This is a genomic window from Paenarthrobacter sp. 2TAF44, assembly GCF_052114885.1.
Taxonomy (GTDB): Bacteria; Actinomycetota; Actinomycetes; order Actinomycetales; family Micrococcaceae; genus Arthrobacter.
In genome coordinates this window covers 36,078-62,219 of record NZ_JBFRFP010000021.1, presented here as the reverse complement: position 1 = coordinate 62,219, position 26,142 = coordinate 36,078, and the positions used below count along the sequence as shown (strand labels likewise).

Annotated in this window: 24 protein-coding genes and 2 riboswitches; of the genes, 10 read left to right on the top strand and 14 right to left on the bottom strand. The window is 62.4% G+C overall.

From position 1 onward, the window contains the following. Window positions 1-16 precede the first annotated feature (16 nt). The 9 genes from fdhD to AB4Z15_RS18810 form a co-directional block, all read right to left on the bottom strand. On the bottom strand, window positions 17-883 hold the full coding sequence (gene fdhD, locus AB4Z15_RS18850) for a formate dehydrogenase accessory sulfurtransferase FdhD (protein ID WP_442018470.1): 867 nt from the start codon (window positions 881-883) through the stop codon (window positions 17-19). A gap of 1 nt (window position 884) precedes the next feature. Continuing rightward, complete coding sequence (locus tag AB4Z15_RS18845; protein WP_442018469.1) at window positions 885-3,194, bottom strand: FdhF/YdeP family oxidoreductase; 2,310 nt, start codon at window positions 3,192-3,194, stop codon at window positions 885-887. A gap of 57 nt (window positions 3,195-3,251) precedes the next feature. Continuing rightward, on the bottom strand, window positions 3,252-4,598 hold the full coding sequence (locus AB4Z15_RS18840; RefSeq protein WP_442018468.1) for a molybdopterin molybdotransferase MoeA: 1,347 nt from the start codon (window positions 4,596-4,598) through the stop codon (window positions 3,252-3,254). Continuing rightward, window positions 4,595-5,488, bottom strand: coding sequence for an NTP transferase domain-containing protein (locus tag AB4Z15_RS18835; RefSeq protein ID WP_442018467.1), 894 nt, complete (start codon window positions 5,486-5,488; stop codon window positions 4,595-4,597). Before AB4Z15_RS18835 ends, AB4Z15_RS18840 begins: the two co-directional genes overlap by 4 nt. A gap of 42 nt (window positions 5,489-5,530) precedes the next feature. Continuing rightward, window positions 5,531-6,031, bottom strand: coding sequence for an HNH endonuclease (locus AB4Z15_RS18830; protein ID WP_216926047.1), 501 nt, complete (start codon window positions 6,029-6,031; stop codon window positions 5,531-5,533). Window positions 6,032-6,261: 230 nt separating this feature from the next. Next, complete coding sequence (locus AB4Z15_RS18825; RefSeq protein WP_442018466.1) at window positions 6,262-7,014, bottom strand: NlpC/P60 family protein; 753 nt, start codon at window positions 7,012-7,014, stop codon at window positions 6,262-6,264. Window positions 7,015-7,113: 99 nt separating this feature from the next. Next, entirely contained in the window at window positions 7,114-7,845 is a 732-nt protein-coding gene (locus tag AB4Z15_RS18820) for a C40 family peptidase (RefSeq protein ID WP_442018465.1), read from the bottom strand. Window positions 7,846-7,849: 4 nt separating this feature from the next. Next, window positions 7,850-8,013: riboswitch (cyclic di-AMP (ydaO/yuaA leader) on the bottom strand. A gap of 144 nt (window positions 8,014-8,157) precedes the next feature. Beyond that, window positions 8,158-8,988 carry a M23 family metallopeptidase gene (locus AB4Z15_RS18815; protein WP_431118572.1) on the bottom strand — a complete coding sequence of 277 codons (831 nt, stop codon included), beginning with the start codon at window positions 8,986-8,988 and terminating at the stop codon, window positions 8,158-8,160. 6 nt (window positions 8,989-8,994) lie between these two features. After that, window positions 8,995-9,224: riboswitch (cyclic di-AMP (ydaO/yuaA leader) on the bottom strand. A 184-nt stretch (window positions 9,225-9,408) separates the two neighbouring features. Next, window positions 9,409-10,104, bottom strand: coding sequence for a metal-dependent transcriptional regulator (locus AB4Z15_RS18810; RefSeq protein ID WP_442018464.1), 696 nt, complete (start codon window positions 10,102-10,104; stop codon window positions 9,409-9,411). Window positions 10,105-10,408: 304 nt separating this feature from the next. Between AB4Z15_RS18810 and serC the strand changes: the two genes are divergently transcribed. Continuing rightward, entirely contained in the window at window positions 10,409-11,539 is a 1,131-nt protein-coding gene (serC, locus tag AB4Z15_RS18805; protein ID WP_442018463.1) for a phosphoserine transaminase, read from the top strand. 84 nt (window positions 11,540-11,623) lie between these two features. Here the strand turns inward: serC and AB4Z15_RS18800 are convergent, their stop codons facing one another. Then, window positions 11,624-12,274, bottom strand: a complete 651-nt coding sequence (locus AB4Z15_RS18800; protein ID WP_442018462.1) for a DUF3027 domain-containing protein — start codon at window positions 12,272-12,274, stop codon at window positions 11,624-11,626. A gap of 8 nt (window positions 12,275-12,282) precedes the next feature. Next, on the bottom strand, window positions 12,283-12,666 hold the full coding sequence (locus AB4Z15_RS18795; protein ID WP_216926040.1) for a cold-shock protein: 384 nt from the start codon (window positions 12,664-12,666) through the stop codon (window positions 12,283-12,285). Between the two features lie 289 nt (window positions 12,667-12,955). Here AB4Z15_RS18795 and AB4Z15_RS18790 point away from each other — a divergent pair, with 289 nt between their 5' ends. The 5 genes from AB4Z15_RS18790 (at window position 12,956) to AB4Z15_RS18770 (ending at window position 20,273) form a co-directional block, all read left to right on the top strand. Beyond that, window positions 12,956-13,171: a hypothetical protein gene (locus tag AB4Z15_RS18790; RefSeq protein ID WP_442018461.1), complete on the top strand. Its 216-nt coding sequence runs from the start codon at window positions 12,956-12,958 to the stop codon at window positions 13,169-13,171. 108 nt (window positions 13,172-13,279) lie between these two features. Further along, the gene (locus tag AB4Z15_RS18785; RefSeq protein WP_442018460.1) at window positions 13,280-15,751 is read left to right on the top strand and encodes a helicase-associated domain-containing protein; all 2,472 of its coding nucleotides are present in this window, start codon (window positions 13,280-13,282) and stop codon (window positions 15,749-15,751) included. Window positions 15,752-15,761: 10 nt separating this feature from the next. Next, window positions 15,762-17,420 carry a DNA repair helicase XPB gene (locus tag AB4Z15_RS18780; RefSeq protein WP_216926037.1) on the top strand — a complete coding sequence of 553 codons (1,659 nt, stop codon included), beginning with the start codon at window positions 15,762-15,764 and terminating at the stop codon, window positions 17,418-17,420. A gap of 186 nt (window positions 17,421-17,606) precedes the next feature. After that, on the top strand, window positions 17,607-18,080 hold the full coding sequence (locus AB4Z15_RS18775) for a hypothetical protein (RefSeq protein WP_442005930.1): 474 nt from the start codon (window positions 17,607-17,609) through the stop codon (window positions 18,078-18,080). A gap of 12 nt (window positions 18,081-18,092) precedes the next feature. Then, window positions 18,093-20,273, top strand: coding sequence for a multicopper oxidase family protein (locus AB4Z15_RS18770; RefSeq protein ID WP_442018459.1), 2,181 nt, complete (start codon window positions 18,093-18,095; stop codon window positions 20,271-20,273). Window positions 20,274-20,312: 39 nt separating this feature from the next. On the opposite strand, the gene AB4Z15_RS18765 is transcribed toward AB4Z15_RS18770, so the two are convergent. Continuing rightward, window positions 20,313-20,537, bottom strand: coding sequence for a hypothetical protein (locus AB4Z15_RS18765; RefSeq protein ID WP_442018458.1), 225 nt, complete (start codon window positions 20,535-20,537; stop codon window positions 20,313-20,315). A gap of 98 nt (window positions 20,538-20,635) precedes the next feature. Continuing rightward, window positions 20,636-21,541, bottom strand: a complete 906-nt coding sequence (locus AB4Z15_RS18760; protein WP_442018457.1) for a LysR family transcriptional regulator ArgP — start codon at window positions 21,539-21,541, stop codon at window positions 20,636-20,638. A gap of 68 nt (window positions 21,542-21,609) precedes the next feature. Here AB4Z15_RS18760 and AB4Z15_RS18755 point away from each other — a divergent pair, with 68 nt between their 5' ends. The 4 genes from AB4Z15_RS18755 to AB4Z15_RS18740 all read left to right on the top strand — a co-directional run bounded on the left by AB4Z15_RS18755 (window position 21,610) and on the right by AB4Z15_RS18740 (window position 24,932). Further along, window positions 21,610-22,245 carry a LysE/ArgO family amino acid transporter gene (locus AB4Z15_RS18755; protein WP_442018456.1) on the top strand — a complete coding sequence of 212 codons (636 nt, stop codon included), beginning with the start codon at window positions 21,610-21,612 and terminating at the stop codon, window positions 22,243-22,245. 68 nt (window positions 22,246-22,313) lie between these two features. Further along, the gene (locus AB4Z15_RS18750) at window positions 22,314-23,024 is read left to right on the top strand and encodes a response regulator transcription factor (protein ID WP_089597209.1); all 711 of its coding nucleotides are present in this window, start codon (window positions 22,314-22,316) and stop codon (window positions 23,022-23,024) included. A gap of 2 nt (window positions 23,025-23,026) precedes the next feature. Continuing rightward, window positions 23,027-24,472 carry an ATP-binding protein gene (locus AB4Z15_RS18745; RefSeq protein WP_442018455.1) on the top strand — a complete coding sequence of 482 codons (1,446 nt, stop codon included), beginning with the start codon at window positions 23,027-23,029 and terminating at the stop codon, window positions 24,470-24,472. Window positions 24,473-24,641: 169 nt separating this feature from the next. Then, window positions 24,642-24,932, top strand: a complete 291-nt coding sequence (locus AB4Z15_RS18740; RefSeq protein WP_442018454.1) for a WXG100 family type VII secretion target — start codon at window positions 24,642-24,644, stop codon at window positions 24,930-24,932. Between the two features lie 145 nt (window positions 24,933-25,077). Here AB4Z15_RS18740 and AB4Z15_RS18735 read toward each other — a convergent pair whose 3' ends face one another. Continuing rightward, window positions 25,078-26,037 (bottom strand): RNase H family protein, encoded by a 960-nt coding sequence (locus AB4Z15_RS18735; RefSeq protein ID WP_442018453.1) that lies wholly within the window; start codon window positions 26,035-26,037, stop codon window positions 25,078-25,080. Window positions 26,038-26,142 lie beyond the last annotated feature (105 nt).

The window sequence follows — 26,142 nt, the reverse complement described above, 5'->3', positions numbered from 1 at the left end:
ACAGGGAATAGCGGCGCTAGCCAGCCTCTTCTCCCACGATCCGGTCCCTGCCCGCGTACACGTTCAGGCTCGACCCACGGCTGAAGCCCACCAACGTGATACCTGTTTCGTCCGCGAGCTCGGCCGCGAGGCTGGAGGGAGCGCTGACGGCCGCAAGGACGGGAATGCCCGCCATGGCAGCTTTCTGGACGAGCTCGAAAGATGCCCGGCCGGATACCTGAAGAACCGTTCCTTTCAATGGCAGCTTGCCGGCCCGCAAAGCCCAACCCACCACTTTGTCCACGGCGTTGTGCCGGCCCACGTCTTCCCGCAGGCACAGCAGCTCGGAAGTACCGTCGTCGTGAATCCTGAAAAGGCCCGCGGCATGGACGCCACCTGTTTTGGCGAAAACCGCCTGCGCCTCACGCAACCGGTCCGGGAGGGCAGCAAGCGCTCTTACGGGGATCGTCACGTCATCGTCCTGGGGACTGTGCCGCGAGGACTTCCGGACGGCGTCGATCGAATCGGTGCCGCAAATCCCGCAGGAGCTTGAAGTGTAGACGTTACGGCCGGTGTCCGGACGTTCGACGTCGGGCCGCAGCTGTGCGTCCACGACGTTGAAGGTCTGCACGCCGTCCTCGTCCTCCCCCGCGCAGAAACGCTCGGAGACCAGTTGCCCCGGCTCCCAGATGATGCCCTCCGAGACAAGGAACCCCGCCACCAGATCGAAGTCGTCTCCAGGGGTCCGCATGGTCACCGAGAACGACATATCTCCAAGACGGATTTCCAGGGGCTCTTCGACCGCGAGGATGTCTTCCTTGTATCGGACAGGGTGTTCCAGGGCCTGGGGCGATCCGTCCAGGACGAACTTATGCAGCTTTCGGCGCTGGGTCACACGTCCCATGTCAGGATCCGTTCTCCTCGGGGTGTTTCACGAACCGCACGGTCATCGCCTTGTAGCCGGGCGTGTTGGATTCCCGGGCCACAAGCTCGCGGTGCACCAGGGCGTTCGCTTCCGGGAAGTATGCGGCAGCACAGCCCTTGGCCGTGGGGTATGCGATCAGCCGGAACTTATTTGCCCGCCGCTCCGTACCGGCAAAGGTGGAAATGACATCCACCAGGTCACGGTCCTTGAAGCCCAGGCCAGCGAGGTCTTCCTCGTGGACCAGGATCACCCTTCTGGCGTCCGAGACCCCACGGTAGCGGTCATCCAGGCCATAGAACGTGGTGTTGTATTGATCGTGGCTGCGTACCGTCTGCAGGATCAAGTGGCCCTCTGGAGCTTCAAGATACTCAAGCGGACTTACGGAGAACCGTGCTTTGCCGATGTCAGTTGCGAAGGTACGGGTATCCCGTGGCGGGTTCGGCAGGACAAAGCCGTTCTTCGTCCGGACCCTGGCGTTGAAGTCCTCGAACCCCGGGATGACACGTGAGATGTGGTCCCGGATCACGTCATAGTCCTCTGCCATGGCGCGCCAGTCCACGCCGTGGTCATCCCCGAGTGTCGCCTGCGCCATCCGGGCCACGATGACGGGCTCGCTCAGGAGGTGCTCGGAGATCGGAGCCAGCCTGCCTTGCGTCTTGTGGATGACGGACATTGAATCCTCCACCGAGAGGAACTGCTTGCCCTTGGGGTGTTTGTCGTCCGTGTCCGTGCGTCCCAATGTGGGCAGGATCAGGGATGTCTTCCCGTGCACCACGTGGGCACGGTTCGGCTTGGTGGAGATGTGCACAGTCAGTCCAGCAGTCTTGAGCCCGGCTTCCAACGCTGCAGTATCAGAACCGGCCGCAGCAAAGTTTCCACCCATGGACACGAAGACATCCACTTCCCCTTTTTCCAGGGCGTGCTGGGTCTCCACGGAGTCATATCCATGCTCGCGAGGCATCCGGAAACCAAACTCCTCGTCCAGCGCGGCAAGGAACGTTTCGCCCGGCTTCTCCCAAATACCCATGGTGCGATCGCCCTGGACGTTGGAGTGGCCACGCACCGGGCAGGCTCCGGCTCCCCGCTTGCCGAAGTTGCCTTGGAGCAGGAGCAGGTTGATGATCTCCTTCAGCGTATCCACGGAGTGCGGCTGCTGGGTCAAGCCCAGCGCCCAGCAAATAATGGTCGCCTTTGATTTGGCCATCAGCCCGGCCACAGTGACGATTTCCTCCCGGGACAAGCCGGTTGCACGCTCGGTTTCTTCCCAGTCCAGCTGGGACCGTGCCTTGGCGTACGCTTCAAAGCCTTCGGTCTGTTTCCCGATAAATGATTTATCGAGGATCGTCCCGGGGTTCCGCTTCTCTTCCTCCAGGAGCAGGTGGCCCAGGGCCTGGAACAGAGCGAGGTCGCCACCGACCTTGATCTTGAGGAACTCGTCCGCGATCGTAGTGCCACCGCCGATCACGCCATTGAGGGACTGGGGGTCCTTGAAGTTCAGCAGGCCAGCCTCGGGTAGCGGGTTCACGGCAACGATCTTTCCGCCGTTGTTCTTGCAGTCACGCAATGCGGACAACATCCTGGGGTGGTTGGTCCCGGGATTCTGGCCCACCACGAACACCAGTTCGGCGTGGTGGATGTCTTCCAGCGAGACCGTTCCCTTGCCGATTCCGATGGTCGGGTTCAGCGCGCTGCCCGAGGACTCATGGCACATGTTGGAGCAGTCCGGCAGGTTGTTGGTGCCCAGGCTGCGGGCGAACAACTGGTACATGAACGCGGTCTCGTTGGCCGTCCGGCCGGAGGTGTAGAAAACGCAGCGATCAGGTGTGGTGGCATTGATATGCTCCCCGATCAAGGCAAAGGCTTCAGTCCAGCTGATCGGGGAATAGTGGGTATCTCCCGGTTTGAGGACTACAGGCTCGGCGATTCGCCCTTGGCTCCCCAACCAGTATTCGGTCTTGTCTTCAAGATCGGCGATGGAATGTGCTGCCCAGAAATCTGCCCCCACTGTCCGTGTGGTGCTTTCCTCAGCGATTGCCTTGGCGCCGTTCTCACAGAATTCCGCGGGACTGCGACGTCCCGTGATGGATTCCGGCCAGGCGCAGCCCGGACAATCAAAGCCGTCATGCTGGTTGACCCTGAGCATGGAGCGGACCGTGCGGGCTACTCCTGCCTGGGAGTAGCCCCTTTCAAGGGCGACAGTGACAGCCTTGAGGCCTGCCGCAGCCTTCTTGGGCGGGTGGATTTGCAGGTCATCTTCATTGATGTCCTGTTCGGGAGCATGCCTGTTCATGGGTCCATCATTGCAAGCCCGGGCACCCAGTTGCCACCTGCGTCCACCCGGCGACCCCTAGGCTTCCAACGCGCTCCAGTCAACAGGACCGGACGGGGCCTTCTTTTGTTGGCGGGCCGGCGACTTGCGTGGTTTTCCTTCAGCGGCCTTGGGTGCGGGCAAAGGTTTACCCCACGGCAAGGGAAAGGCCGGGACCAGTTCGCCCATCTGGACACCATGCGGCGGCACCACCAAGACGCCATCTGCTCCCGCCAGCCCGCGCATCATCCCCGGGCCGGCATGCTGCGCGGGCGATGCCAATCCGTAGACCAGTTTGAAAGGCATCAGGCGCGTCCGTCCAGGATCGGCGTCGATCATTGCACCGCTGGGCACCTCGCCAACGTCCTCCAGCTTCCCGTGGCCAAGCGCTGCGAGCAGCGGCCCCCCAACGGTGAACAATGCCATCATGGCCGCCAGCGGATTCCCGGGCAGGCCCAGCACGAAGCGTCCGTCCGGAAGCTCCGCCAACACGGCCGGGTGGCCGGGGCGCATGGCAATGCCATCGATCAGCAGCCGGCCGCCCAGTTCAGCCACGGCCCTCCTGAAATGGTCCGTCCCTGAGCGTCCGGTACCGCCTGTAGTAATAACGACGTCGGCCGGCGGCTCCGGTGCTGCATATGGTTCCGCGGGTTCAGGCTCGGTGTCCTGCAAAGCTGCAAGCCAGTCGTCGTAGTTGTCGCCTACCTTGAGTTGCTCTCCTGCGATGCCACCAAGGAGTTCGACGACGGCACCAAGCTGAGGTCCGAAGGTATCCCGGACCTTCCCCGGTAGGGGAACCCCCTGCGTCACCACTTCCGAGCCCGTCAGGAGGAATCGCACCAAGGGTTTCCCCAGGACTTCCAGCTCATCGAGGCCCGCCAGGGCAGCCAAGGCAATGTGCGCAGGATTCAGGATGGTACCGGCTTTGAGCAGCACGTCCCCTTCTGCGGCTTCCTCGGCAGCTTTGCGGATGTGCTGGCCATTGCGTGGCTCCCCCGGCTTCGCCAAGCCGCCGAGCGCAAGGATCGGAAGGCCGTCGTCGTCCGTGGTAATAACGCCGCTTTCGGTGCGCAGAACGGCCTTGGCGGCGGGCGGAATGAGTCCTCCGGTGACGATGGGACTGGCCTGGTGGGGAGCAAGTCTGTGTCCAGGCTCAACAAGAATCCATGGACCCGTTCCGTTGACAGCCCAGCCGTCCATGGCGGAGGACGCATAGTGCGGCATGTCCTGAATGGCCGCTGCATCCGAGGCCAATGTCCTTCCCAAGGCAGCCTTCAACGGCACTGGGCTTGGCGGGATGGGAGCGGCGACGTCAAAGGCACGCTGCCGGGCCTCATGCCATGTGTGTGCCGCGTGGTGGTGGCCCTGTCCGGGGGCCTCGGTCATTCCGCCTCAGTCCCGGGCTCCAGGTATTGCTTGGCAACCTGGCGGGCCAGATCCAGGGCAGCGCTCATGGCGGTATCGTCCGCGGCTTGCCCGATCCCCCTGGCCATGCCGGCAGCGTAACCTGCGATGAACGTTGTCAGTGGCGCAGCAGGCCGCACCACGGAGTGGGCTGCAACTCCTGCCACAGCAAGGACTTCATTGATGTCCACTTCAACGCCCTCAAGCTCAAAGGCCTGCAACAGTGTGCGGCACCAGTCCTCGAGCGTCTCTTCCTGGCTCTTCATGTCCGCCTCCTGCTCGTTGTGTATGCCCAGGGCCGCGGCGTCCTCCCACGTGTCCACATCATCGGTAGACCCATCGGGGACGGTAACGGCCAGCAGGTTCAGCCTAGCAAGCAGCCGGAACACTGAAGAGTTCGTTAACCCCGAAGCTGCCGCAACTTCCCTTTCCAAAGCCCGGGTGCTGTAGATGCCCAGGAGGGGCTGTTGCCGGCCGTCGGCTGAGACGGCCATTGCGCCTTCTACTTCAGGATGCGCACGCAGTCCTTCCCATAGGGGCTCAATGCCCCTGGCGGCGTGCGGCATGTCGCATGCCAGGACGAGCGTCCACGGCGCTGGCTCCCCATTGTGGTGAAAGGCCGCCAGACCGGCAGCAATGGCGGCGGCAGGGCCGGCAAAGGCCGGCTCCTCCCGGGCGCTAAGAACTCCATCAGGCAGGACGCCGCCGATACGAGAGGTGTCTGGACCAACCACCACCACAGCGGAGGCTCCCCGCGCCGCCTGCAGGGCATGCGAAAGGAGGCTGGCGCCGTCGAACATTAATCCGGGCTTGGGCACGCCACCGAGGCGGGTGGCCCTGCCACCCGCCAGAATCACAGCGTTGAACTCCATCCGCCCAGAGTACCCGGACGGCGGGAGGGCAACAGAAATCGATCAGGCGGCGGATTCCGGCAACAGGAACGGATCCCAGTCCGGCGCAGGTTTCTCGAGTTCTTTGATCTGCCACATGGTTCCTGTGGGCACGCCAGGTTTGAAACGAAGTTTCCAACCCATCTCGGCGAGCGTGTGGTCACTCTTGGCGTTGTTGCATTTCAAACACGCCGCAACCAGGTTTTCCCAGGAATCCGCGCCGCCCCTGGATTTGGGGTGGACGTGGTCTATGGTGTGCGCTGTTTTCCCGCAATAGGCGCAGCGATGGCCGTCGCGGCGGAGTACCCCGCGGCGGCTCACGGCAGTGATCCTGTTGTACCGGGGCCGGATGTAGCGATTGAGAAGAATCACGGATGGTCTTCCGAGAATCTCCTGTGGCCCGACGACAGGCTCGTCGCCTTCGGCCACCACGCTAGCTTTTCCAGTCAGCACAAGGACCAGCGCCCGGCGGAAGGTTACTACCGCCAGCGGTTCATATCCAGCATTCAGAACGAGTGTGCGCATGCACGTACCTCTTCACGGCCGCACCCGTCAGGGGCACGAGGGCCGGCTGCCCTCTGCTTGTACGGGCTGTGGATCGACAACACAAGGGTAAGCACTCATATGCCATATCAACGAATTTTTCTGCCGTTTCACCTGCGGTGTTGGCGAAAGTTCATGTGCGGGACACTTTTTAGGTTAAAGCAGAACACCCCGCCGGCCTGAGCCTGCGGGGTGTTCCGTGGAGTATTTGATCAGCCGTTGACGCGGATGAAAACGGGGCCGGAGCCAACGTTCACGCTGAACAGTGCCGTGGTGGATCCGTTCCATCCACCGTGGACTGCCATGCCGTTGCCGACATAAACAGCGATGTGTGCCATTCCGCCGTAGCCACCATTGGCGTAGTAAGCGAGGTCGCCGGGCTGCGCTTCAGCTGCACTGACCGTGCGGCCGAGGGAGAGGTAGCCGGCCGGCCAATCGTGGAAGTGAATACCGACGGCGGCCAGCGAGTTGGTCACCAGCATGGTGCAGTCCTGTGTGACACCGAGCTGTGCGTAGGCCGCTGCAGCGATGGCTGCACCGAGGCCGCTGGATGCAGCAGGCGCCTTGGCCGCGGAGTTATCCGTGTTGACCGCCAAAGTAGCGGTGCCGCCGGCAGCCGGAGCTTCCTTGGCAGGTGCCTTCTCGACGACGGGAGCCGGGGCTTCGACAGTCTTGACCACGGGGCGCTCGTAGGAGATGGCAACGCTGGAATCGGCAGCAATGGTGGCCTGGGCAACCGACTGCACATCAAGGGTGGACGCAGACGTGGATTCGCGCTGGACATTGGTATCCGCAGCATTTGCAGCCACGCCGCTGGTCAGGACAAGGCCTGATGCAGCTGCGATCACTGCTGCCTGACGGCCAACGCCACCGGCGTTGTCGCTGACAGCCTTGGCAATGACGGCAAGTGAGCTGGTCTTGGGGGCCTCAGCTCTATGCCGTGCAACCTTGTTTGCACTGGTCATGATTACTCTCTTTTCGTATCCGCGCACGGTGGGGACGCACGCGGGTTATGGGCGGCCAGCACTTGGGGGGCATGCTGGCTTACCCCGAATGGGATTTTCCTAGCGGAGGGTGAAGAACGAGGATGTGCCGGTGGCTGCGACCGGGGTCAGGAGCGTCCCCTGGCTGGGGTTCAGCGCGCTGATCATCATGCCGTTGCCGACGTAGATGCCCACGTGGGCTCCGCCGTTCTGCATGACGAGGTCGCCGGGGGCCGGCGTGCTGGTGGGCTTCATGGCCGTCCAGGCATTGACCCGGGGGATGCTGATGCCGGCCTGGGCGTAGACCCACTGGGCAAATCCAGAGCAGTCCCAGCCGTTGGGGGAAGTGCCGCCCCAGACATAGGGGTGGCCAATGCCGGTGTAGGCAATTGCTGCGAGTCCGGAAGCTGCCGCGCTGGATGCGGCATCCTTGGCCGTGGAGGACAGGGCAGCGAGGGCGTCGCCCGTCTGGCCTTCGGCTGCCTGCGTGCGCTGGGAGGCGCGCTGAACCTTGGGGGCTTCCTTGGTAGCCACAACGGGGCTTTCGAAGGAAACGGTTGCCGTGGGCTCAGCGGTAACAACCGCGGTGGCGACCAACTGCTGGGTGCTGGAGGATTCCGACTTGGAAACGTCGGTGTCAGCGGCCTGGGCCGGGAGTCCAACGCTGAGAACAAGTCCCGAGGCTGCGGCCAGAACGGCGGCTTGGCGGCCTACGGTGCCTGCATTGGTTGAGACAGCCTTGGAAAGGGTGTTCAACGGGTTCGTACGAACCAATTCGGCGCGATGGCGCGCAGGGGTAGTGCGTGATGACACGAAGGTAGCCTCTCCCAATGCCTGCGAGGTGAGCTGTCGGATTCGGATGGGAGTCATCCGGCCGCGCGGCTTCAAGGAAGCTTTTGCGACTTAACCCCAAGGCCTTCTGATTCGAAGGCCAAAATTGGTTCCCCCGCCCCTGCCAGACGATTTTTGCGAACGGACCTCGAGTGGTGGCAGAGCTAGGCAATCCACTCAAGTGCATCGGCCCCCTAAAAAGCCGATGCGCTTTAGACGGTACAACAGATATTCGTGAATGTCACATTCAGGTCACGGGCGTGTCATGAATGCGATAGACAACCATCAACTGGCTCAGAGCCAGCCCATGGGATCTACGACTTCACCGTTTACCTGGACCTCGAAGTGGAGGTGGCAACCCGTAGATGCGCCTGTAGTGCCGCTCAGCGCGACAGTATCGCCACGGCTGACAGTCTGGCCCACCTTGACGTTGAAGGACGACAGGTGGTTGTACGTGGTCTCGAGGCCGTTGCCGTGGTCAATCACGACGCGGTTGCCTCCGCCGTACTCATGCCAGCCTGCGAACGTGACCTTGCCTGCGGCTGCGGCGTGAACGGCAGTACCGCACTGGGCTACGAAGTCCTGGCCGCGGTGGAAGTCACCGGTGCCGCCCGTAAGGGGGCTGACGCGGTAGCCAAACGGCGATGCCGTGACCAGCTTGTCCAGAGGGCTTCCCAGCGTGCCAAGTGAGGATGCGCGCTGAATGCTCCCCGCTGACTGGGCGCTCAGCAACTGCTTGAGCTTGCCGTCAGGATCAGCGGCGGTAGCGACTGCTGCGCGACTGAAATCGATTTTGGCAGAGGCTGCCGCAGAAACTTCGGGTTGGCTGCCACCCGGCACGGAGAGGGCCGCCTCGGCCTGGCCGGATTCGGATGTGGCCATGACCGGGCTTGTGGCAGGCAGGCCTACAGTCAGGGCAAGTCCGGTAGCGGCAAGCGCGACTCCGGCCTTCTGCCCGACACCACTGGCTGCGGCGAAGTCGGCTACCTGGCGCAATGGGCTCTTGCGGCGGCGCACCTGACGCGGGGTGTCGCGTGGCCGGATCTCCATTGCGGCGCGGGCTGGCCGCAGCTCAGCAGCGGGGCCGGACGCGCGGCGACGGCCCCTGACGTTCTGCGATGTCAAACTCTGTTCCTCTCTGGAAAGCCTGCGAAGTTAGCTGTCGGATTCGGGTCAGAGAGTTCAAAGACCCGGTCCGCACGAAGCGCAAACGGCACACAGGTATCCCCGGAAGGACTTGCGTTAGTAGGCACTTCTGCTGCGGACTTCACCCCAAGGCTGCTTCTTTAGGCAGCCGCTTGTGGTTCCCCCGCCTCTGCCAGTAGTTGATGACACACCTGATCTGCTGGCAGAGCTCGGCTCCAGATCAGGTAACGCTTTGGTATCGGCGCTAGTAGATAACTATAGGCGATTAAAGCCCGCAGTAATAAATTCGTTATCTTCCCAAACGACCGTGTTGTGGACGCCCCCATATCACCAGTCGCAGGAATCCGCAGGTCACACGCGCGCCAGCCGCCCCAAAGTGAGATCTGACACGCCCTAGGGTCAGCTGACAGCAACGAAGACGTGCGCAGCTACCTCGGGAGGCAGCTCCAGTGCTCCTTCAATACCGGGAACGCGGACGGAGATGTACTCCCCCACCCGTTCCAAGGAGACAGTTGCGCCTGGACGAATTCCGCCTTCATCGAGCTGGGTGAGGAGTTCGGGCTCAACCTGGATGGGTTCAGCAAGCCGGCTGACTACTACGCGGGAATCGGCAGCGTACCCGTCCATGGCATGCAGCAGGTTCACGTCCAAGCGGGCAAGGGGCTGGTTGGCGAGGCCGCCAAGCGCCTCCAAACCCGGGATGGGGTTGCCATACGGTGACTCGGTGGGGTGCTCCAACAACTCATACAGGCGCCGTTCCACCCGTTCACTCATGACGTGTTCCCAGCGACACGCTTCGTCATGAACGTATGCCCAGTCCAGACCAATGACGTCCGCCAGGAGCCTCTCGGCAAGGCGGTGCTTCCGCATGACTTCGGTGGCCCGCTTGCGCCCGACTTCGGTCAGTTCCAGGTGGCGGTCGTTGGACACAATCACCAGGCCATCGCGCTCCATGCGTCCAATGGTCTGGGAAACCGTGGGACCCGAGTGCCGCAGACGCTCCGCAATGCGTGCGCGAAGAGCCACGATGTTCTCTTCTTCAAGCTCCAAAATGGTCCGAAGATACATCTCAGTGGTATCGATCAGATCCGTCATCCAGCTCAGCTCTCCTCGAACGCATTTCTTGCGTAATCTCCACCGTACCGCGTCCCCGCCAAGGTGGATGGTGTGCAACCGACACCTCAGGAACGTCAACCCAAGCCTAGCTTATTTGGAATTACTCTGGATAATTTTTCCCGGGGTCGCAATGCCCATGGTGGTCCGGCATTCCACGTGGCGGACTATGACAACCGCAGATTCCTGACGGTGGGTCCGGTCAGGCAGAATGAGGGAGTCGAAGGGGCAGCCGATGCCACCTGCCCACCTCCCCCTCTCTAACCGATACCCATTGGAGCCACACGTGAGCGACAACAGCATCACTATTCCCGCCGACCTGCTGCCCAAGGACGGACGCTTCGGCGCGGGACCGTCCAAGGTGCGCCCGGAACAGGTCCAGGCCCTGTCTGACGCGTCGACCACCATACTTGGCACGTCACACCGTCAGGCACCGGTCAAGAACCTGGTGGGTTCGGTGCGCGAAGGACTCAGCCAGTTCTTCCGTGCACCTGAGGGCTACGAGGTTGTCCTCGGCGTGGGCGGTTCCACAGCGTTCTGGGACGTAGCGGCTTTCGGCCTGGTTGAGAAAAAGGCCCAGCACCTTTCCTTCGGTGAGTTCGGTTCCAAGTTTGCCGCGGCCACCAACAAAGCCCCCTTCCTCGATGCATCCTCCATCATCAAGTCAGAGCCCGGCACGCGACCGGCCTCCCAGGCAGAGGCCGGCGTTGATGTCTACGCCTGGCCCCAGAACGAGACATCAACCGGTGTTGCAGCCCCCGTCAAGCGCGTAGAGGGCGCCGACGCCGGTTCGCTCGTCCTGGTGGACGCTACCTCAGCCGCCGGCGGGCTGGACGTGGACGTCGCCGAATCGGATGTCTACTACTTCGCCCCGCAGAAGAACTTCGCTTCTGACGGCGGCCTGTGGCTCGGCCTGCTCTCCCCCGCGGCGTTGGAGCGCGCCGCCCGCATCAAGGCCGGCGACCGCTGGATTCCGGACTTCCTGGACCTGCAGACCGCAATTGACAACTCCAAACTGAACCAGACGTACAACACACCTTCGCTGTCCACGCTGGTGACTTTGGACGCACAGGTGCAGTGGCTCAACAGCAATGGTGGTCTGGACTTCGCCAGCAAGCGCACAGCAGACTCTGCCAGCCGCATCTACTCCTGGGCCGAGGCTTCCGAGTACGCCACACCGTTCGTCGCAAAGGCTGAGGACCGCTCCAACGTGATCGCCACCATCGACTTCGACGACTCCATCGATGCAGCGGCAATCGCCAAGATCCTGCGGGCCAACGGCGTGGTGGACACTGAGCCGTACCGCAAGCTTGGGCGAAACCAGCTCCGCATCGCCACTTTCGTCGCTATCGAACCGGACGACGTCTCAGCCCTGCTCGCCAGCATCGACTATGTTGTGGGCGAGCTCAAGAAATAGAAACTCAAGAAGTAACTGCCGCGCCTTTCCGCGCAAGGCAGGAAACGGCGTCGTCGGGGTTGTTCCCGGACGGCGCCGTTGCCGTTAATCCCCTAAGCGGGCGACGGCGTCGTCGTCCTCTTCGTCGGCTTCCTCGGCTTCATCGGCTTCAGGATCGGATGCTTCGGCGGCGTCGTCTTCCGCAGCCTGCACGGATTCCTCGGTCACTTCCTCTACCGTCTCCTCCACCAGGGGCGTCTCGTCCTCCGGGCGGACACGCTTTGCCCAGGGGACCCATTCCGGGGCCAGGATGGAATCCTCAGAGGGCAGGAGGCCGAGCTCGCTGACTGTGACGATCTTTGACCGGGAATTGCGGGTGATCACGGCATACCACTGCCACCCGCCGTATCCCGCAAGCTTCGACTCGAACAAATGCGTGACCACGCGGTCGCCCTCGGACTTTGCGCCGATGTGGGCACCCACCTCGCCCGGGTTCGCGATAGTCTCCACCGCTTCCCGCGCGACGTCGACGGCGGCAGCCAGGAACGCATCCGGCTTGCCAACGCGCCACACGGGGATGCCGGCCCGCTGCTTCGCTGCGACCGGCTTCCGCCCTGGGGTGTCGCTGTTTTCAGGGGCTTGCCCGTTGACAGGATTCGCCCCGGCGACAGGAACTGGGGCGGCGTCAGTGACGACCCCAGGGCTGGCCTGCGCGTCCCTTCCTGCCTGTGTATCCTGTGCGGATTCCGAAGTCATGGCAGTTCCTAGGCTTCCAGCTCGTCGGCAACCTTGCGCAGAGCCATACCAATAGCCTTGGCCTTGTTGCCCTCCGGGTACTTGCCGGAAGACAAAGTACCGGACAAGTTATCCAGCACGGTCACGAGGTCCTGCACCAAAGGCGCCAGGTCCTTCGCGTTCATGCGCTTGGCCTTGGCGATGGAGGGCGTCTTGTCCAGGACCCGAAGGCCCAATGCCTGGGCACCGCGACGGCCATCGGCCACGCCAAATTCCACACGCGTACCGGCTTTGAGCTCGGTTACGCCTGCGGGCAGCGATGTCTTGGGCAGGAATACCTCCTGGCCGTCCTCAGCCGCGAGGAATCCGAAGCCTTTTTCCTTGTCATACCACTTGACCTTGCCGGTGGGCACGTAATCAACCTTCTTCGTTCTTGCTTTGGAGACACGTCGCGCCGCCACCGCATCCGCAGGGATTTGCGGGATCGAGGGAGACAGCACGGTCCGTGTTGGTCTGTTACTTCAAGGTTATCCTGCCGGACCAGCTATTCATGCTTTGCCGCCGCTTTGCGGCGCCTTGCTGCACCCGTTGCTGCACCTTTCGTGCTCCCTTCCTGCACCCTGGCCGCGATGCTTGCCGAGATGCCGGCCGCCGAGGAGCCCACAGGCCTGGTTCGTATGCCCTGCTGCTAGCGTTAGGCGCATGACTTCTCCGGGTTACCGCCGCCCCATGATGATCGTCGCCGCTGTGATCGCCGTCCTTTCCCTGGCTGCAGTGGGCGCGGTCATGGCTATCGCCTTCAACGGTGGAGTGGCACCAGTGTGGATCACGTCCATCGCGCTATATGGGCTGCCGGTTGCCTTCATGCTTGCCGTGGTCCTGGTGTTGGATGCCGTCCGTCAACGGCGCCGGCAATAGCTAATCAAGCGTCGGCAACAGCGAACCTGGCGCCGTCAACAGCGAATCAACCGGGACGGCTTTGCCTTGGCCACGCACGAGCGGCCCTGTGGCGGTAACGTTGGATTGATGTCCCTTATTCGCGCGCTCAGCAAGGAACTGGAAGCGCGCAGCGATAACTCGCTGCGGGCCTTGTTTGCCGCGCGGCCGGACCTGATTTCTCCCATGGCCCCGGACTTCGCTGCCTTGGCAGCCCGGGCAAGTGCGCGAGTCAGCGTGCAACGGGCGTTGGAGCGACTCACAAAGCCTGAAATGCAGGTTCTGGAGACGCTCCATCTGTGCACGAATGCCGATACCGGTCACAGTGTTTCTGCTGCCGGACTCAAGAAGGTCATTGCAGGGTCCACTCTCTCTGCACTGGAACCGATCCTCGCCAAACTTCAGGAGTTGGCGTTGATTCACCGGGCCGATCCGCCGGCGGCATCAATTTCACAACCGAATTCCCGGCAACGGTTCTACCTTCCCGTTGGAAGCCTGAAGGACGTGATCGGCATCTATCCGGCCGGCCTGGGCCGAAGCTACACGGAGCTGGTCAGGTTGCAGCCGGCTTTCGCCCAACGGGTGGTTCAGCTCGTAGCCGAGCTCCATCACTGTGGCTTGGACATCCACCCTGCCAGCACTCCCATGGACGCCGCCTTGTCCCTGCAACGCTGGACGTCAAGCCCCGAGAATGTGCGCGCTATTCTGGCCACGGCGCCCGAAAGGACCGTTGGCTTGCTGGACAAGTTCGGCAGTTGGGCCATGGGCGCAGTCCCCCAGGCTCAACGGCGGGCCTCCGTGACCCACGAAAGCGCCGACGTCGGGCCTGTCGATTGGCTGCTGGCCCGCGGCCTGTTGGTTCCCCTGGATGCCGGCCACGTCGAATTGCCACACAGTGTGGGCATCGCCCTGCGCGGTGGTGCGATCGTTGACGACTTCACCCTAAGTCCTCCGGTTCCAGAACTGGGCCACACGAGTGCTGCCCTCCGGCGCAACGCCGCGATGGGCGCCATCGCCGAGACTCTACGGCTCACAAGCGAGGTGCTGTTCGCAGTCCGTGAGCAGCCATTGGCAACCCTCCGGAGCGGTGGCGTAGGCGTGCGTGAGCTCCGGCGCCTGGCTGAATCCATCCGCTGCGGCGTCCACGAAACTGCCCTCCTGCTGGAGTTCTGCGCGCTGGCCGGCCTTGTGCGGCTGGACGTTGACAGTTCCACGTGGATCCAGCCGCCACAGTTGGAATGGCTCTCCCTGCCGCGACAGGAACAGTGGCTCTGGCTGGTGAACGCCTGGTTGGCCAGCGAGCGGGCACCTTCAATGGTGGGCCAGCCCCTCCCGGGAGCGACGTCCGGCTCGCCATCCCATCCAGGTTCCGCCGGCAGCACCATCAATGCATTGTCCGCGGAGGCTCAAAGGCCCGATGCTCCAGTGGTCAGGCGCAGGATCCTGGAGATCCTCAATGAACTGACGGTTGAGGCCGCAGCTCCGGATGGCAAAGCACCTGTCCTTGACGCGCGCGCGGTGCTGCAACGGGCGGAATGGGCGCAGCCCCGCATGTCCCGCCGGTTCAGCTCCCTGGTGAGGGGGATCCTGGAAGAAGCCACCTTGTTGGGCTTGATGGGGTCCGGGGCCTTCACCCAGTTGGGATCTGCCATCGCGCTCGGCCATCCGGAGGAGGCGATGACCCTCCTCGGTGAACACCTGCCGGCCGCGGTCAACCACATCCTCCTTCAGGCGGACCTCACAGCAGTAGCGCCCGGTTACCTCGCCCCCGAACTCAGCGAAACGCTGCTGCTCATGGCCGACGCCGAGGGCCAGGGTCCGGCGTCGATCTACCGTTTTTCCACGGCCACTATCCGCAGGGCCCTCGACGCCGGACAGGATGCGGAATCGCTGTTGTCGTTCCTCCGCGAGCATTCAGCCACAGACGTGCCGCAACCTCTGGCGTACCTGGTGCAGGACACAGCGTCCCGACACGGACGTTTGCGAATCGGTTCCAGTGCCAGCTTCATCCAAAGCGACGACGAATCCGCCATCACCGACCTATTGCACGAGGCCCGGACGTCTGCACTGAGCCTTGTCCGGATCGCCCCCACCGTCCTGACGTCCTCTGCCAGCCCCAAGGAGACTGCACGTGTGCTGCGCGAGCTGGGACTCTCACCTGCCGTCCAGGAGGCGGAACCCGCCGTCGTGCGCTTTAAACGAACAGCGGCAGTGCCCGGCAGCGCGCGTCCGGTCTACACGGCACCGCGGACGGCGCCACCGGACGACGACGTCGAAGCCCAGCTTTCAGTGTTACGGCAGCACCGCGCCGTCCCGGCTGATGCGACAGGCGAAGCCTCCACGCAGCTCGGCCTGGAAACGCTGCAGAAGGCCATCCGGCTCAAACAGGCGGTCACCATGAACGTGGTGGACAGCCTGGGGAATGCGAACACCGAAACCGTGGTTCCTGTATCCGTCTCCGGTGGCCGCGTCAGGGTCTTCGATCCTGGCAAGGAAACAGAACGTGTGCTGTCCATCCACCGGATCATCGATGTAGAACCAGCAGGAGAACTGCACAAGTGAGGATTCAAGAGTGACCGACGGTCCACTGATAGTACAAAGCGATAAAACCATTCTGCTGGAAGTCGATCACGAGCTCGCTACAGAGGCCAGGCACGCCATTGCGGCATTTGCTGAACTGGAGCGCGCTCCCGAGCACATGCACAGCTACCGGCTCACGCCCCTTGGGCTCTGGAACGCCCGGGCTGCGGGACTCGACGCCGAGCAGGTGTTGGATACGTTGCTGAAGTACTCCCGTTTCCCGGTCCCCCATGCATTGTTGATTGATATCGAAGAGACCATGTCGCGCTACGGCAGGCTTCGCCTCGAAAAAGATCCACAGCACGGTTTGGTAATGCGTACTGACGACTACCCCGTGCTGGAGGAAGTCATCCGTGCCAAGAAGATCGCCCCACTCCTTGGGCCCAGGATCGATGGAGAGACTGTGGTGGTTCACTCCTCGCAGCGAGGCCAGCTCAAGCAGTTGCTCCTGAAGTTGGGATGGCCGGCCGAGGACCTTGCCGGGTACGTCAACGGGCAACCCCACTTGATCATGCTCGACGAAACTGGCTGGCAGTTGCGCCCCTATCAGAAGCTCGCCACGGAGAACTTCTGGGCCGGCGGCAGCGGCGTCGTCGTTCTTCCTTGTGGTGCAGGAAAGACCCTGGTGGGCGCGGCCGCGATGGCAACGTCCTCCACTACAACACTGATCCTGGTCACGAACACGGTTTCGGCACGTCAGTGGAAAGACGAGCTGCTCAAGCGGACGTCCTTGACCGAAGATGAGATCGGCGAATATTCCGGGGCGGTCAAGGAAGTCAGGCCTGTAACTATTGCTACGTACCAGGTGCTCACCACCAAGCGCGGTGGACTTTACCCGCACCTTGAACTCGTGGACGGTCATGACTGGGGCTTGATCATCTATGACGAGGTGCACTTGTTGCCCGCCCCGATCTTCCGGATGACGGCGGACCTGCAGGCCAGGCGAAGGCTCGGCCTGACGGCCACACTGGTGCGCGAGGATGGCAGGGAAGGCGAAGTCTTCAGCCTGATTGGACCCAAGCGCTACGACGCTCCATGGAAAGACATCGAAGCGCAGGGCTACATCGCACCGGCGGATTGCGTTGAGGTCCGCGTCGATTTACCCCGCGACGAACGCGTGGCCTACGCCATGGCTGATGACGCCGACAAATACCGCCTGTGTGCAACCTCCGAGACAAAGACCCAACTGGTTGAGCAGCTCGTGGCGGCGCACAAGGGTGAGCAATTGCTGGTCATCGGCCAATACATAGACCAACTGGACGAGATCGCTGAGCGGCTGGATGCTCCCCTGATCAAGGGTGAAACCAGTGTCAAAGCCCGGCAGAAACTCTTTGATGCCTTTCGCAAGGGCGAGATCCAGACGCTCGTAGTGTCCAAGGTTGCCAACTTCTCCATCGACCTCCCGGAAGCTTCAGTCGCCATCCAGGTTTCGGGCTCCTTCGGGTCCCGCCAGGAGGAGGCCCAACGCCTGGGACGCCTTCTGAGGCCCAAGCAAGACGGCCGTTCGGCCCGGTTCTATTCCCTTGTGGCCCGCGATACTTTGGATCAGGACTTCGCCGCCAAGCGCCAGCGTTTCCTGGCTGAACAGGGATATGCCTACCGGATCATGGACGCCAAGGACGTGGGCAAGGATGCTGCCACCGACGAATAATCGCCAGGGCATTGCTATTTATCTCCAGCAATTTTAGGATTCCAAGTGAAGCTCTCCGCCCTTTAGAGTTGCCCTTGGTCCAGGCAGCCCGGCGGCCAGTCGTCGGCAGTGGGGGTAGCCCGCAGCCAGGGTGCCGGCGATTCGAAGGCCTTGAAGAATCTGTGATTTTTTACCAGAGGACTCCCTATGCGTAAGACCCTCCTGGTCCTGGCGGCGATCATCCTGCTATCGGGACTTGCCCAGCTCTTTTTCGCGGGCTACTTCCATTTCCAAAACACCATTGAAGCCCAGCGCGAAGCGGGCGTTTATCACGTAATCAACGGCCAATTCGTGCTGCGCTATTCGGCGTTGCTGGCTGTGATTGTCGCAGCTATTGCCAAGGCCGGATCCCGGACCATCTGGCTTGCCGCCGGCATCTTCCTCATGACATGGGTCCAGCTGTTCATCTTCATCATTGGCGGAATGCTCACTGGCTCGTCGGAGGATTTCATCACGCCTTCAGGTTCGTGGGTGGCTTCCATCCACCCCGTCACAGGACTGCTGATTATCTTCATGTCCTACTGGTTGTTCAGACGTGCCCGCGCCCTTGCACTCAATCCCCAACCCCTTCCACCCAAGGCAGCAGCATCGGATGCTTCCGCCTCTTCCGCTACAGCTTGATAAGCGGCGGCTGTGAACATCTCACAGCTACTGGCCGTCGACCTGGTGCTGGCTATCCTTGCCGCCGGCGCATGGATTGTCGCCGCTTGGATGGTCATTTCTTCTGGCAGGGGGACAGCCAGGCCACGCGTTGTCGACTTGGCGCTTCTTCTGCTGGTTTTCGCCGTTCTTATGACGGCAGCGCGCTATGCCTTGCTCCCAGCTTTGGTGGCCGGCAGTTGGTGGTTTGCCAGCGAACGCACAACCATCAGCCTGCCTTTGACCGCCATCCCCGCGGCTTGGGCCGCGATGGCCGGTGTTCCGTACTTGCTGAGGAGGCGGAACACCGGCCCACCATCTTCGCGGGAGCAACCCGGCCGCCCTGGCCGAACCCACGAATGGACGGTTCTCGCCATGGTGTCGGCCGCGGCTTCGGCAATTGCCTCACTTGCCCTGATGTTCGTCCTCGGCCCATTCCCCGCCCCGTGGACGCTGGCGGTTCTCTTGTTCCTGGTAGCAGGGACCGTGATGATAGCCAGGCTGGCGCTGTTCCCTGTGTTCCAGGTTCCGCCCACTCCGCCAGCTCCTCCCGCTCCTCCCGCTCCGCCCGCCCTTCCCGGCGGCAGCCCCGCACCCGGCCGAGGCCTGGTTCACAGGCGCACGACGGCGGCTGCTGCAGTTGCCGGACTCATGGCCTGCACCGCTTTGGGCTCGGGAGTCTTTGCGTGGCTGGGTAGCCGGTCCGCCGATGGCGCGGTGATTGCGGCCGCCGTCGGTCATCACGGAGGTGTCACCGCTGCACCAGTGGTGGCCCCAACTCAGGTAACAAGCCTGGTGGGAGAGATCCCTGACAACGCCGTGGTCCGGCACTACGAACTCACTGCCCGCACGGAACACATAACCTTGCCCTCCGGGGAGTCCACTGATGCGTGGACCTTTGGCAGCCTCCCCGGGCCCGGCATTGAAGCACAACTGGGCGAGGTCATGGAAGTTGAGCTAAAGAACCAGGATGTGAGCGCTGGCGTGACCCTGCACTGGCATGGTTACGACGTCCCCAACGCCATGGACGGCGTGGCCGGGGCAACACAGGACGCCGTCATGCCCGGGCAGTCCATGACCTACCGCTTCCTTGCTGCCCAAGCCGGCACATATTGGTACCACACGCACCAGGACTCAGCCGAAGGTGTCCGCAAGGGCCTCTACGGCACATTCGTCGTGCACAACCCCACACTGCCTCGCGCAGATACTGACATTGTGGTGGCAGGACACGACCTCGGCGGTCTGGGGTTGCTGGGCTCCTCAGACCGTAACAGTGTGTACGCGGCCGTCCCGGGCTCGAGCGTTCGGGTACGCCTCATCAACACTGATTCCCTGCCGCAGCGCTACCTTCTGGACGGAACAGCGTTCAAGGTTGCGGCCGTGGACGGAACGGACGTGAACCAGCCGCAGGAGGTGACAGGGAAGCTATTGCGGATTGGGGCAGGAGGACGGATGGACGTCACGTTCACTATGCCCGAATCCCAGGTGACGCTCCGCTCTGACTCGGCGGCCAGCGCCGTCGTCGTGGTGGCCCCATCCAGCCCGGACGGGGTGAATGCAGATGCTGCCAAGGGCGATGCCGCAGCGAAAGCAGCCGACGCCCCGGAGAAGGCGTCGGATGTTCCTGAGAACGCGCCGGATGTTCCTGAGAAGGCGCAGCCGGGCGTCTTTGCGACGACGCCCGTCCTGGATCTGTTGCACTACGGCGAACCTGTGGCTGCCACACCGGTACCCGCAGAAAATGTCCGGGAGGAAGTGTTGGTGTTGGACCGGCAATTCCGCTTTGTTGACGGAGTTCCGCGCTACGCGTTTACGGTGAACGGCGCATCCTATCCCCTGGTGCCATCCATTGAGGTGGCCGAAGGAGACACCGTAAAAATGACGATCGTTAACCGCACCGCTGAGCCTCATCCCATGCATCCCCACGGACACCACGTTCAAGTACTCAGCAGGAACGGCGTGGCTCCGAGTGGATCGCCGCTGATCCTTGACACCGTGGACGTGCTGCCGGGCGAAGTATGGGAGCTACTGCTCCATGCGGACAATCCGGGCATCTGGATGGATCACTGCCACAACCTGGACCATGCTGCAGAGGGAATGATGATGCTGCTGAAGTACGAAGGCGTGTCATCTGACTTCGTACACGGCGGCCATTCCCACAACCGGCCTGAATAGGACGGCCGGTGGGGCCTACGTCTGGCGAGGCGGACGTGCTCAGGCCACCAGCCGGCTGGCGTGCTGGATTGCAACGTGATCCACTACTGCCCAGCAATCGGCGTCATGGAGCTGGGCGCTGGCGAAGCGCTCGGCTGAGGCCAGGTCCGGAAATTCCTCGCGCCTGATGTGGCCCGAGTCTGTATCCAGGTATGTCACGTGGAACTCGAAGTCCGCGGCTTTTTCATTGTGATGAATGCTGATGGGGGCTGCTTCTTTTGCCATGTTTCCAGTGTGGAATGGGGCACTGACATTTTTAGGAGCATCCGTGGGCGTGTTCGGATCTTTAACCCTGGCCCAGTGGCTTCCTGACAACGGATGGACTAGGGCGTCCGAAGGTACTCGGCTGAGACTTCCCGGACTGTGGAGCTAAGGACGTCGAGCACTCTTGACGCCGTCTTCCAGCGCTGCCAGTAGAGCGGAACATCAAAGGGACGCTCGGGAGCGAGTTCAATCAAGCGCCCGTCGGCAATGTCGGGCCCGCATTGAACTTCGGGAATCAGTCCCCAGCCCAAGCCCAGGCGAATGGCATCGCCAAAGTCCTGTGAAGCTGGCACGTAGTGTCGCGGCCCCTTCTGTTGTGCTTGTGAAACACCTGGCCACGATTCCACGAAAGCCCACTGATAGGTGTCCTTTCGGTCGAAATCCACTGCCGGTGCGATGTTGAGCCTGCCGCCGTCCACCCCTTCTGCGAACCAACGATCCACAAAGGCTGGAGCTGCAACTGCCCGGTAGCGCATGACTCCGAGGCTCTCAACACGGCAGCCCTGCACCGGTTCCGGGGTGGCCGTGACTGCGGCCATGACAGTCCCCGAACGCAGCATCGAGGTGGAGTGTTGTTCGTCGTCACGGTGCAGGTCAAAGGTGATGTGGAGATCGCTCGGCACGCGGGCAAGTGCTTGCAGGAACCAGACCGCAAGCGAGTCCGCATTCACCACGATCGGCACAGCCAGGTGCGGACCGTCCGTGCCCAAACCCAACTCCACGCCTGCATCTGCTTCCAACTGGGCAACCTGCCGGGCGAGTCGAAGGACCACTTCGCCTGCTTCGGTGGCCTGCGCGGGATTACTCCGCTGGAGCAGGACCCTTCCGGATGATTGCTCAAGCGCCTTCAGGCGTTGGGACACTGCCGACGGCGTGATGTGCAGCCGGCGTGCGGCCGCATCCAATGTGCCTTCCGAAAGTACGGTGGCGAACGTTAACAACTGCTCTGAGGGAAACTGTGGCATAAGAAAATCTTACGGGGCATCAATAACATTAGCTGTCCTAAATGCCTTGCGGACCATAATTTGGAAGAGTGACTTTCTCTGACATCTTCAACTCCACTGGCCTCGGCCTTGCTACGGGCCTAGGCCTTATCGTTGCCATCGGCGCCCAAAACGCCTTCGTCCTTCGGCAAGGAATTCTTGGCAAACATATAGGCGCGGTTGTCGCAGTGTGCGCACTCTCAGACGCCCTCCTTATCGCTGCGGGCGTACTTGGCACGGGTGCACTGATCGCGGCCGCTCCTGCCGCCGTCGTGGTTCTGCGCTTTGTGGGGGCGGCGTTCCTGGTGACTTATGGGGTGCTTGCGGCTCGTCGGGCCCTTCGCCCGCAGGTGCTCCTTTCTTCCGAGACGCCCTCTCCCGACGGCGACGCCAAACGTGGCCTCGCCGCGGTTCTCACCACCGTACTGGCGTTGACGTGGCTAAACCCCCACGTCTACCTGGACATCGCACTTATCGGCTCGCTCGCCAGTGCCCAAGGCACTCTGTTGCAGTGGTGGTTCGGCGCCGGTGCGATGCTGGGCAGCATCCTCTGGTTCTGCTCCCTGGGCTTCGGCGCCAGATTCCTGCGCGGCTTCTTTGCGCGGCCCAAGTCGTGGCGAATCCTGGACGGCGGGATCGCCGTAACCATGGGAGCCCTCGGCGCAGGACTGGCCCTGGGAATCTGAGGCGGCACGCAGTCTCCTCACATCAAGCATCCAGATAACTCACAGAAACTGGGAGCATCATGGGTGTCATGAAAAAGAACGGCCCCGAAGCCAAGCTCCTTGTCGTCGACGACGAACCCAACATCCGCGAGCTTCTCTCCACGTCCCTGCGGTTTGCAGGTTTCGAGGTCGTTGCCGCATCCAATGGTCGCGAAGCCCTGGCCGCCGCCGACCTTCACTCCCCGGACCTCGCAGTCCTGGACGTCATGCTGCCGGACATGGACGGCTTCACAGTGACGCGTCGCCTCCGGGCCGCAGGCAAACACTTCCCCGTCCTGTTCCTCACGGCGAAGGACGACACCGAGGACAAGGTCACTGGCCTGACCGTGGGTGGCGACGACTACGTCACCAAGCCATTCAGCCTTGACGAAGTCGTGGCCCGCATCCGCGCCGTACTGCGCCGGACCCAGCCCCTTGAGGATGACGACGCCGTGATCCGCGTGGACGACCTCGAACTCGACGACGACGCCCATGAGGTCCGACGCGGTGGCACAGTCATTGAGCTGTCCCCCACTGAGTTCAAGCTCCTGCGCTACCTCATGCTGAACCCCAACCGCGTTCTCTCCAAGGCACAGATCCTGGACCACGTTTGGGAATACGACTTCAATGGCGACGCCTCCATCGTTGAGTCGTACATCTCCTATCTACGCCGCAAGGTGGACATCGACCCCGATGCCGCAGCCCTCATCCAAACCAAGCGCGGAGTGGGCTACGTGCTGCGAACGGCAGAGAAGCGCTGACCTTGCTGCAACGCTGGAAATCGGCGTCCCTGAGGTCGCAGCTGGTCGCCATCATCATGGGGCTGCTCCTCCTCGCTCTGGCCGCGACGGGAGCCGGCACGCTGACGCTCGTCAAGAGCTACCTGCAAGGCCAGGTAGATGACAAACTCAAGGCCGCCGTCGCGCTGGCACAGGACCAGCAGTCATTCGACAAGCTCTCCGAGCCGAACCCCGCCGTGCCCACTGATTATTCGCTGACCCTGTATGTTCCGGGGCTTTCGCCGTACCAGTTCGGTGGCATGCAAAGTGACCGTCCGGCGATCGCCAACATCACTCCTGCCGAGGCCAAGGCACGCGGCAATGCCCCGTTCCAAGTGAGTGGCACCGCCGGTAGCAACTGGCGTGTCGTTGCCGTGGGCGTCGTTGCCAACGGTCAGAACGGCGTGGTGATTATCGGCCTGCCGCTGACGCCCGTGGACAAAGTCATGGAACACGCCGTACTTGTAGTGGTGGGCGTTGGCCTGCTGACCCTGGTTCTGGCGTTCTTCATCGCTACATGGACTGTGGCGCGATCCTTCAGGCCCCTGGCGCGCGTGGAGAAGACAGCAGCAGCCATCGCGGCAGGTGACCTCTCCCGACGCGTGGAAATCGACAACCCCCATACAGAGGTGGGTCGGCTTGGCGCTTCGTTGAACGCAATGTTGGCCCACATCGAGGCTTCCTTCGCGGCGCGCGCCGCGTCTGAAGCCCGGATGCGCCGCTTCGCCGCCGATGCTTCCCATGAACTCCGGACTCCATTGGTCACCATTCGAGGTTTCTCGGAGCTTTACCGCCACGGCGCGCTGGGCACCCCCGAAGACGTCGCCACAGCCATGGGCAGAATCGAAAGTGAAGCCAAACGCATGGGTTCCATGGTGGAGGACCTCCTCCTCTTGGCCCGGCTGGACGAGCAACGGCCGTTGCAACTCAAGCCGGTGGACCTGCAGTTGTTGGCGCACGACGCCGTGGTGGATACCAAAGCCTCGTCCGGCAACCGGAACATCACGCTCATCGGACTCGATGGATCCTCCCCGACGCCAGCCCCCGTCCAGGGCGATGAGGCAAAGCTCCGGCAGGTCATCGGCAACCTGGTGGGCAATGCCCTGCGCTACACGCCAGAGGGCACTCCTATAGAACTCGCAGTTGGTGTTCGGACCACTCCTGAAGGCGCCTTCTCGGTCATCGAAATCCGAGATCACGGATCCGGCATTCCAGATGCCGAGACCACCAAGATCTTTGAACGCTTCTACCGGGCGGATACCTCGCGCACCCGCGAGACAGGCGGCAGTGGCCTCGGTCTGGCCATTGTGGCTGCCATCGTTGGCTCGCATGGAGGCAGCGTCCGGGTGAAAGAGACCGACGGCGGCGGCGCAACTTTGGTGGTCAGCCTCCCGTTCCGCGAGGAGCCCGCGGAGCTGATATCCCAGTAATGCTGGTGTCATCCATGGCGGCATTACCAGGCAACGGCTCTTCAAGAGAGCTGTTATCCACATAGCGACGAATGGTTGTTCCCCGGCCCCAGGCAGCTGCCTAGGCTCAATGTTGTGGCCACGCACACCGCCGCGTTCAGCGGAACATCATCGTCGAAAGGCATCACCCATGAGCGTCATTTCCGTCGACACAGAGCTCCTTCAGCTCAAGTCGTCCAACGTCAAAGCAACCGTTGACCGCATCAGCACGGACGTGCAAGCCATGAAACACGGACTGGACGAGCTTCAAGCCACGTGGAGAGGCTCAGCCGCCACCAACTTCCAGTCGCTTGTCCTTGAATGGTCCCTGACGCAAAACAAGGTCGAGGCCTCGCTGGCTTCCATCAACATGGCTTTAGCGTCGGCCGCAGCAAGCTACGTCGAAGTGGAGCAGGGCAACACCCAGCGGTTCGCCTACTAGGGGCTGCACGCTTAAGGCACATTCGAGGTCCTGCTTCACATAAGCTCCTGCGGGGCCGGCTGTCTTCCCCCTGTGCAGCCGCCCCGCAGGTCACCAAGCTTTCTGTCTCCTGTGCTGTGAATTGATGTGCAGTGTTTCCGTTGGGTCAGTTTTCGGGGGTGCCCTGGTGGAATCGGAGCCGCCACTGGCCTCGGTCCAGAAGCCAAACGGAACTGCGGAGGGCCGAACCCGAATGCGCGAAGCTGCGGTAGTTCAGCAGGATAGTGTTCTCACTCAGGCGATCGGCGCTAAGAACTTCCAACTCAATGGGCTCCCCAGGGTCCTCCTCAAGGGCAACCATCATGGCGTCCCGGGTCCAGAAGCGACCGGAGCTGCCAATCTCAGCAAAGTCGGGATGAAGCAATACTCCAATCCTGCCGATGTCAGTGCGCACATCCGGGCGTAGGAGCTCGCGCTCCAAGGCGACCACGATTTCCTCTGCAGGCAATTCCCGGGCGGACGTATCCTCGTCCAGTTCACTGAAAAGATCCGGCTGACCGAAGATACCCGACTCCCCAAACAACGTGGGTTCGGAGTGGGATTGGAAGCTGCGCCCGGCTCTGGCCGGGACAGGAAGAGGCGCGGCGAGGGCCTCGTCGGAGCCTGTAAAGCCCGGTCCGATTGGAGCTGCGGTGCCCTGCTGGAAGGCGGTGGCTACGGCGCGTGCGCGCTCGTCTGCGGCCTCATTGAGGTCGTGGCCGGCGTGGCCCTTGACCCATTCAAATGTGTATTTGCGCCCGACGATTGCTTGGTCGATGTCCTTCAGGAGGTCAACGTTCAGGACGGGCTTTCCGTCAGCCTTGCGCCAGCCCTTCCGCTTCCACCCGGGCATCCACTTGGTGATGCAGTTGATGACGTACTGGCTGTCGCAAAGGATCAGCAGTTCTTCTTGCGGTACGTGGGCAGTGGAACGGAACAGGTCCAGGACAGCCATGAGCTCGCCCATGTTGTTGGTGCCGTGGGGCCAACCTCCTGCGCGCCAACAGGAGTCGTCAACATACCAGGCCCAACCGGCCGGCCCAGGATTGCCGAGGGCAGAGCCATCGGCGGCAGCAATAATCGTCATGCCTTCAATCCTGCCAGACCACACAGACACTGAAAGCGTGCTAGCACCCATCTATGTAGCAGCACATGTCGTTTTGAGCATTCAGAACGAGATGTGCTGCGACTT

What these genes read in the sequence shown, in the direction of transcription:
- AB4Z15_RS18800 (WP_442018462.1), bottom strand. Translation starts at nt 12,274, where the DNA reads ATGACTTCGGAATCCGCACAGGATACACAGGCAGGAAGGGACGCGCAG.
- AB4Z15_RS18790 (WP_442018461.1), top strand. Translation starts at nt 12,956, where the DNA reads ATGACTTCTCCGGGTTACCGCCGCCCCATGATGATCGTCGCCGCTGTG.
- AB4Z15_RS18830 (WP_216926047.1), bottom strand. Translation starts at nt 6,031, where the DNA reads ATGCGCACACTCGTTCTGAATGCTGGATATGAACCGCTGGCGGTAGTA.
- AB4Z15_RS18735 (WP_442018453.1), bottom strand. Translation starts at nt 26,037, where the DNA reads ATGACGATTATTGCTGCCGCCGATGGCTCTGCCCTCGGCAATCCTGGG.
- AB4Z15_RS18845 (WP_442018469.1), bottom strand. Translation starts at nt 3,194, where the DNA reads ATGAACAGGCATGCTCCCGAACAGGACATCAATGAAGATGACCTGCAA.
- AB4Z15_RS18750 (WP_089597209.1), top strand. Translation starts at nt 22,314, where the DNA reads ATGAAAAAGAACGGCCCCGAAGCCAAGCTCCTTGTCGTCGACGACGAA.
- AB4Z15_RS18785 (WP_442018460.1), top strand. Translation starts at nt 13,280, where the DNA reads ATGTCCCTTATTCGCGCGCTCAGCAAGGAACTGGAAGCGCGCAGCGAT.
- AB4Z15_RS18760 (WP_442018457.1), bottom strand. Translation starts at nt 21,541, where the DNA reads ATGCCACAGTTTCCCTCAGAGCAGTTGTTAACGTTCGCCACCGTACTT.
- AB4Z15_RS18775 (WP_442005930.1), top strand. Translation starts at nt 17,607, where the DNA reads ATGCGTAAGACCCTCCTGGTCCTGGCGGCGATCATCCTGCTATCGGGA.
- fdhD (WP_442018470.1), bottom strand. Translation starts at nt 883, where the DNA reads ATGGGACGTGTGACCCAGCGCCGAAAGCTGCATAAGTTCGTCCTGGAC.
- AB4Z15_RS18765 (WP_442018458.1), bottom strand. Translation starts at nt 20,537, where the DNA reads ATGGCAAAAGAAGCAGCCCCCATCAGCATTCATCACAATGAAAAAGCC.
- AB4Z15_RS18825 (WP_442018466.1), bottom strand. Translation starts at nt 7,014, where the DNA reads ATGACCAGTGCAAACAAGGTTGCACGGCATAGAGCTGAGGCCCCCAAG.
- AB4Z15_RS18840 (WP_442018468.1), bottom strand. Translation starts at nt 4,598, where the DNA reads ATGACCGAGGCCCCCGGACAGGGCCACCACCACGCGGCACACACATGG.
- AB4Z15_RS18835 (WP_442018467.1), bottom strand. Translation starts at nt 5,488, where the DNA reads ATGGAGTTCAACGCTGTGATTCTGGCGGGTGGCAGGGCCACCCGCCTC.
- AB4Z15_RS18810 (WP_442018464.1), bottom strand. Translation starts at nt 10,104, where the DNA reads ATGACGGATCTGATCGATACCACTGAGATGTATCTTCGGACCATTTTG.
- AB4Z15_RS18740 (WP_442018454.1), top strand. Translation starts at nt 24,642, where the DNA reads ATGAGCGTCATTTCCGTCGACACAGAGCTCCTTCAGCTCAAGTCGTCC.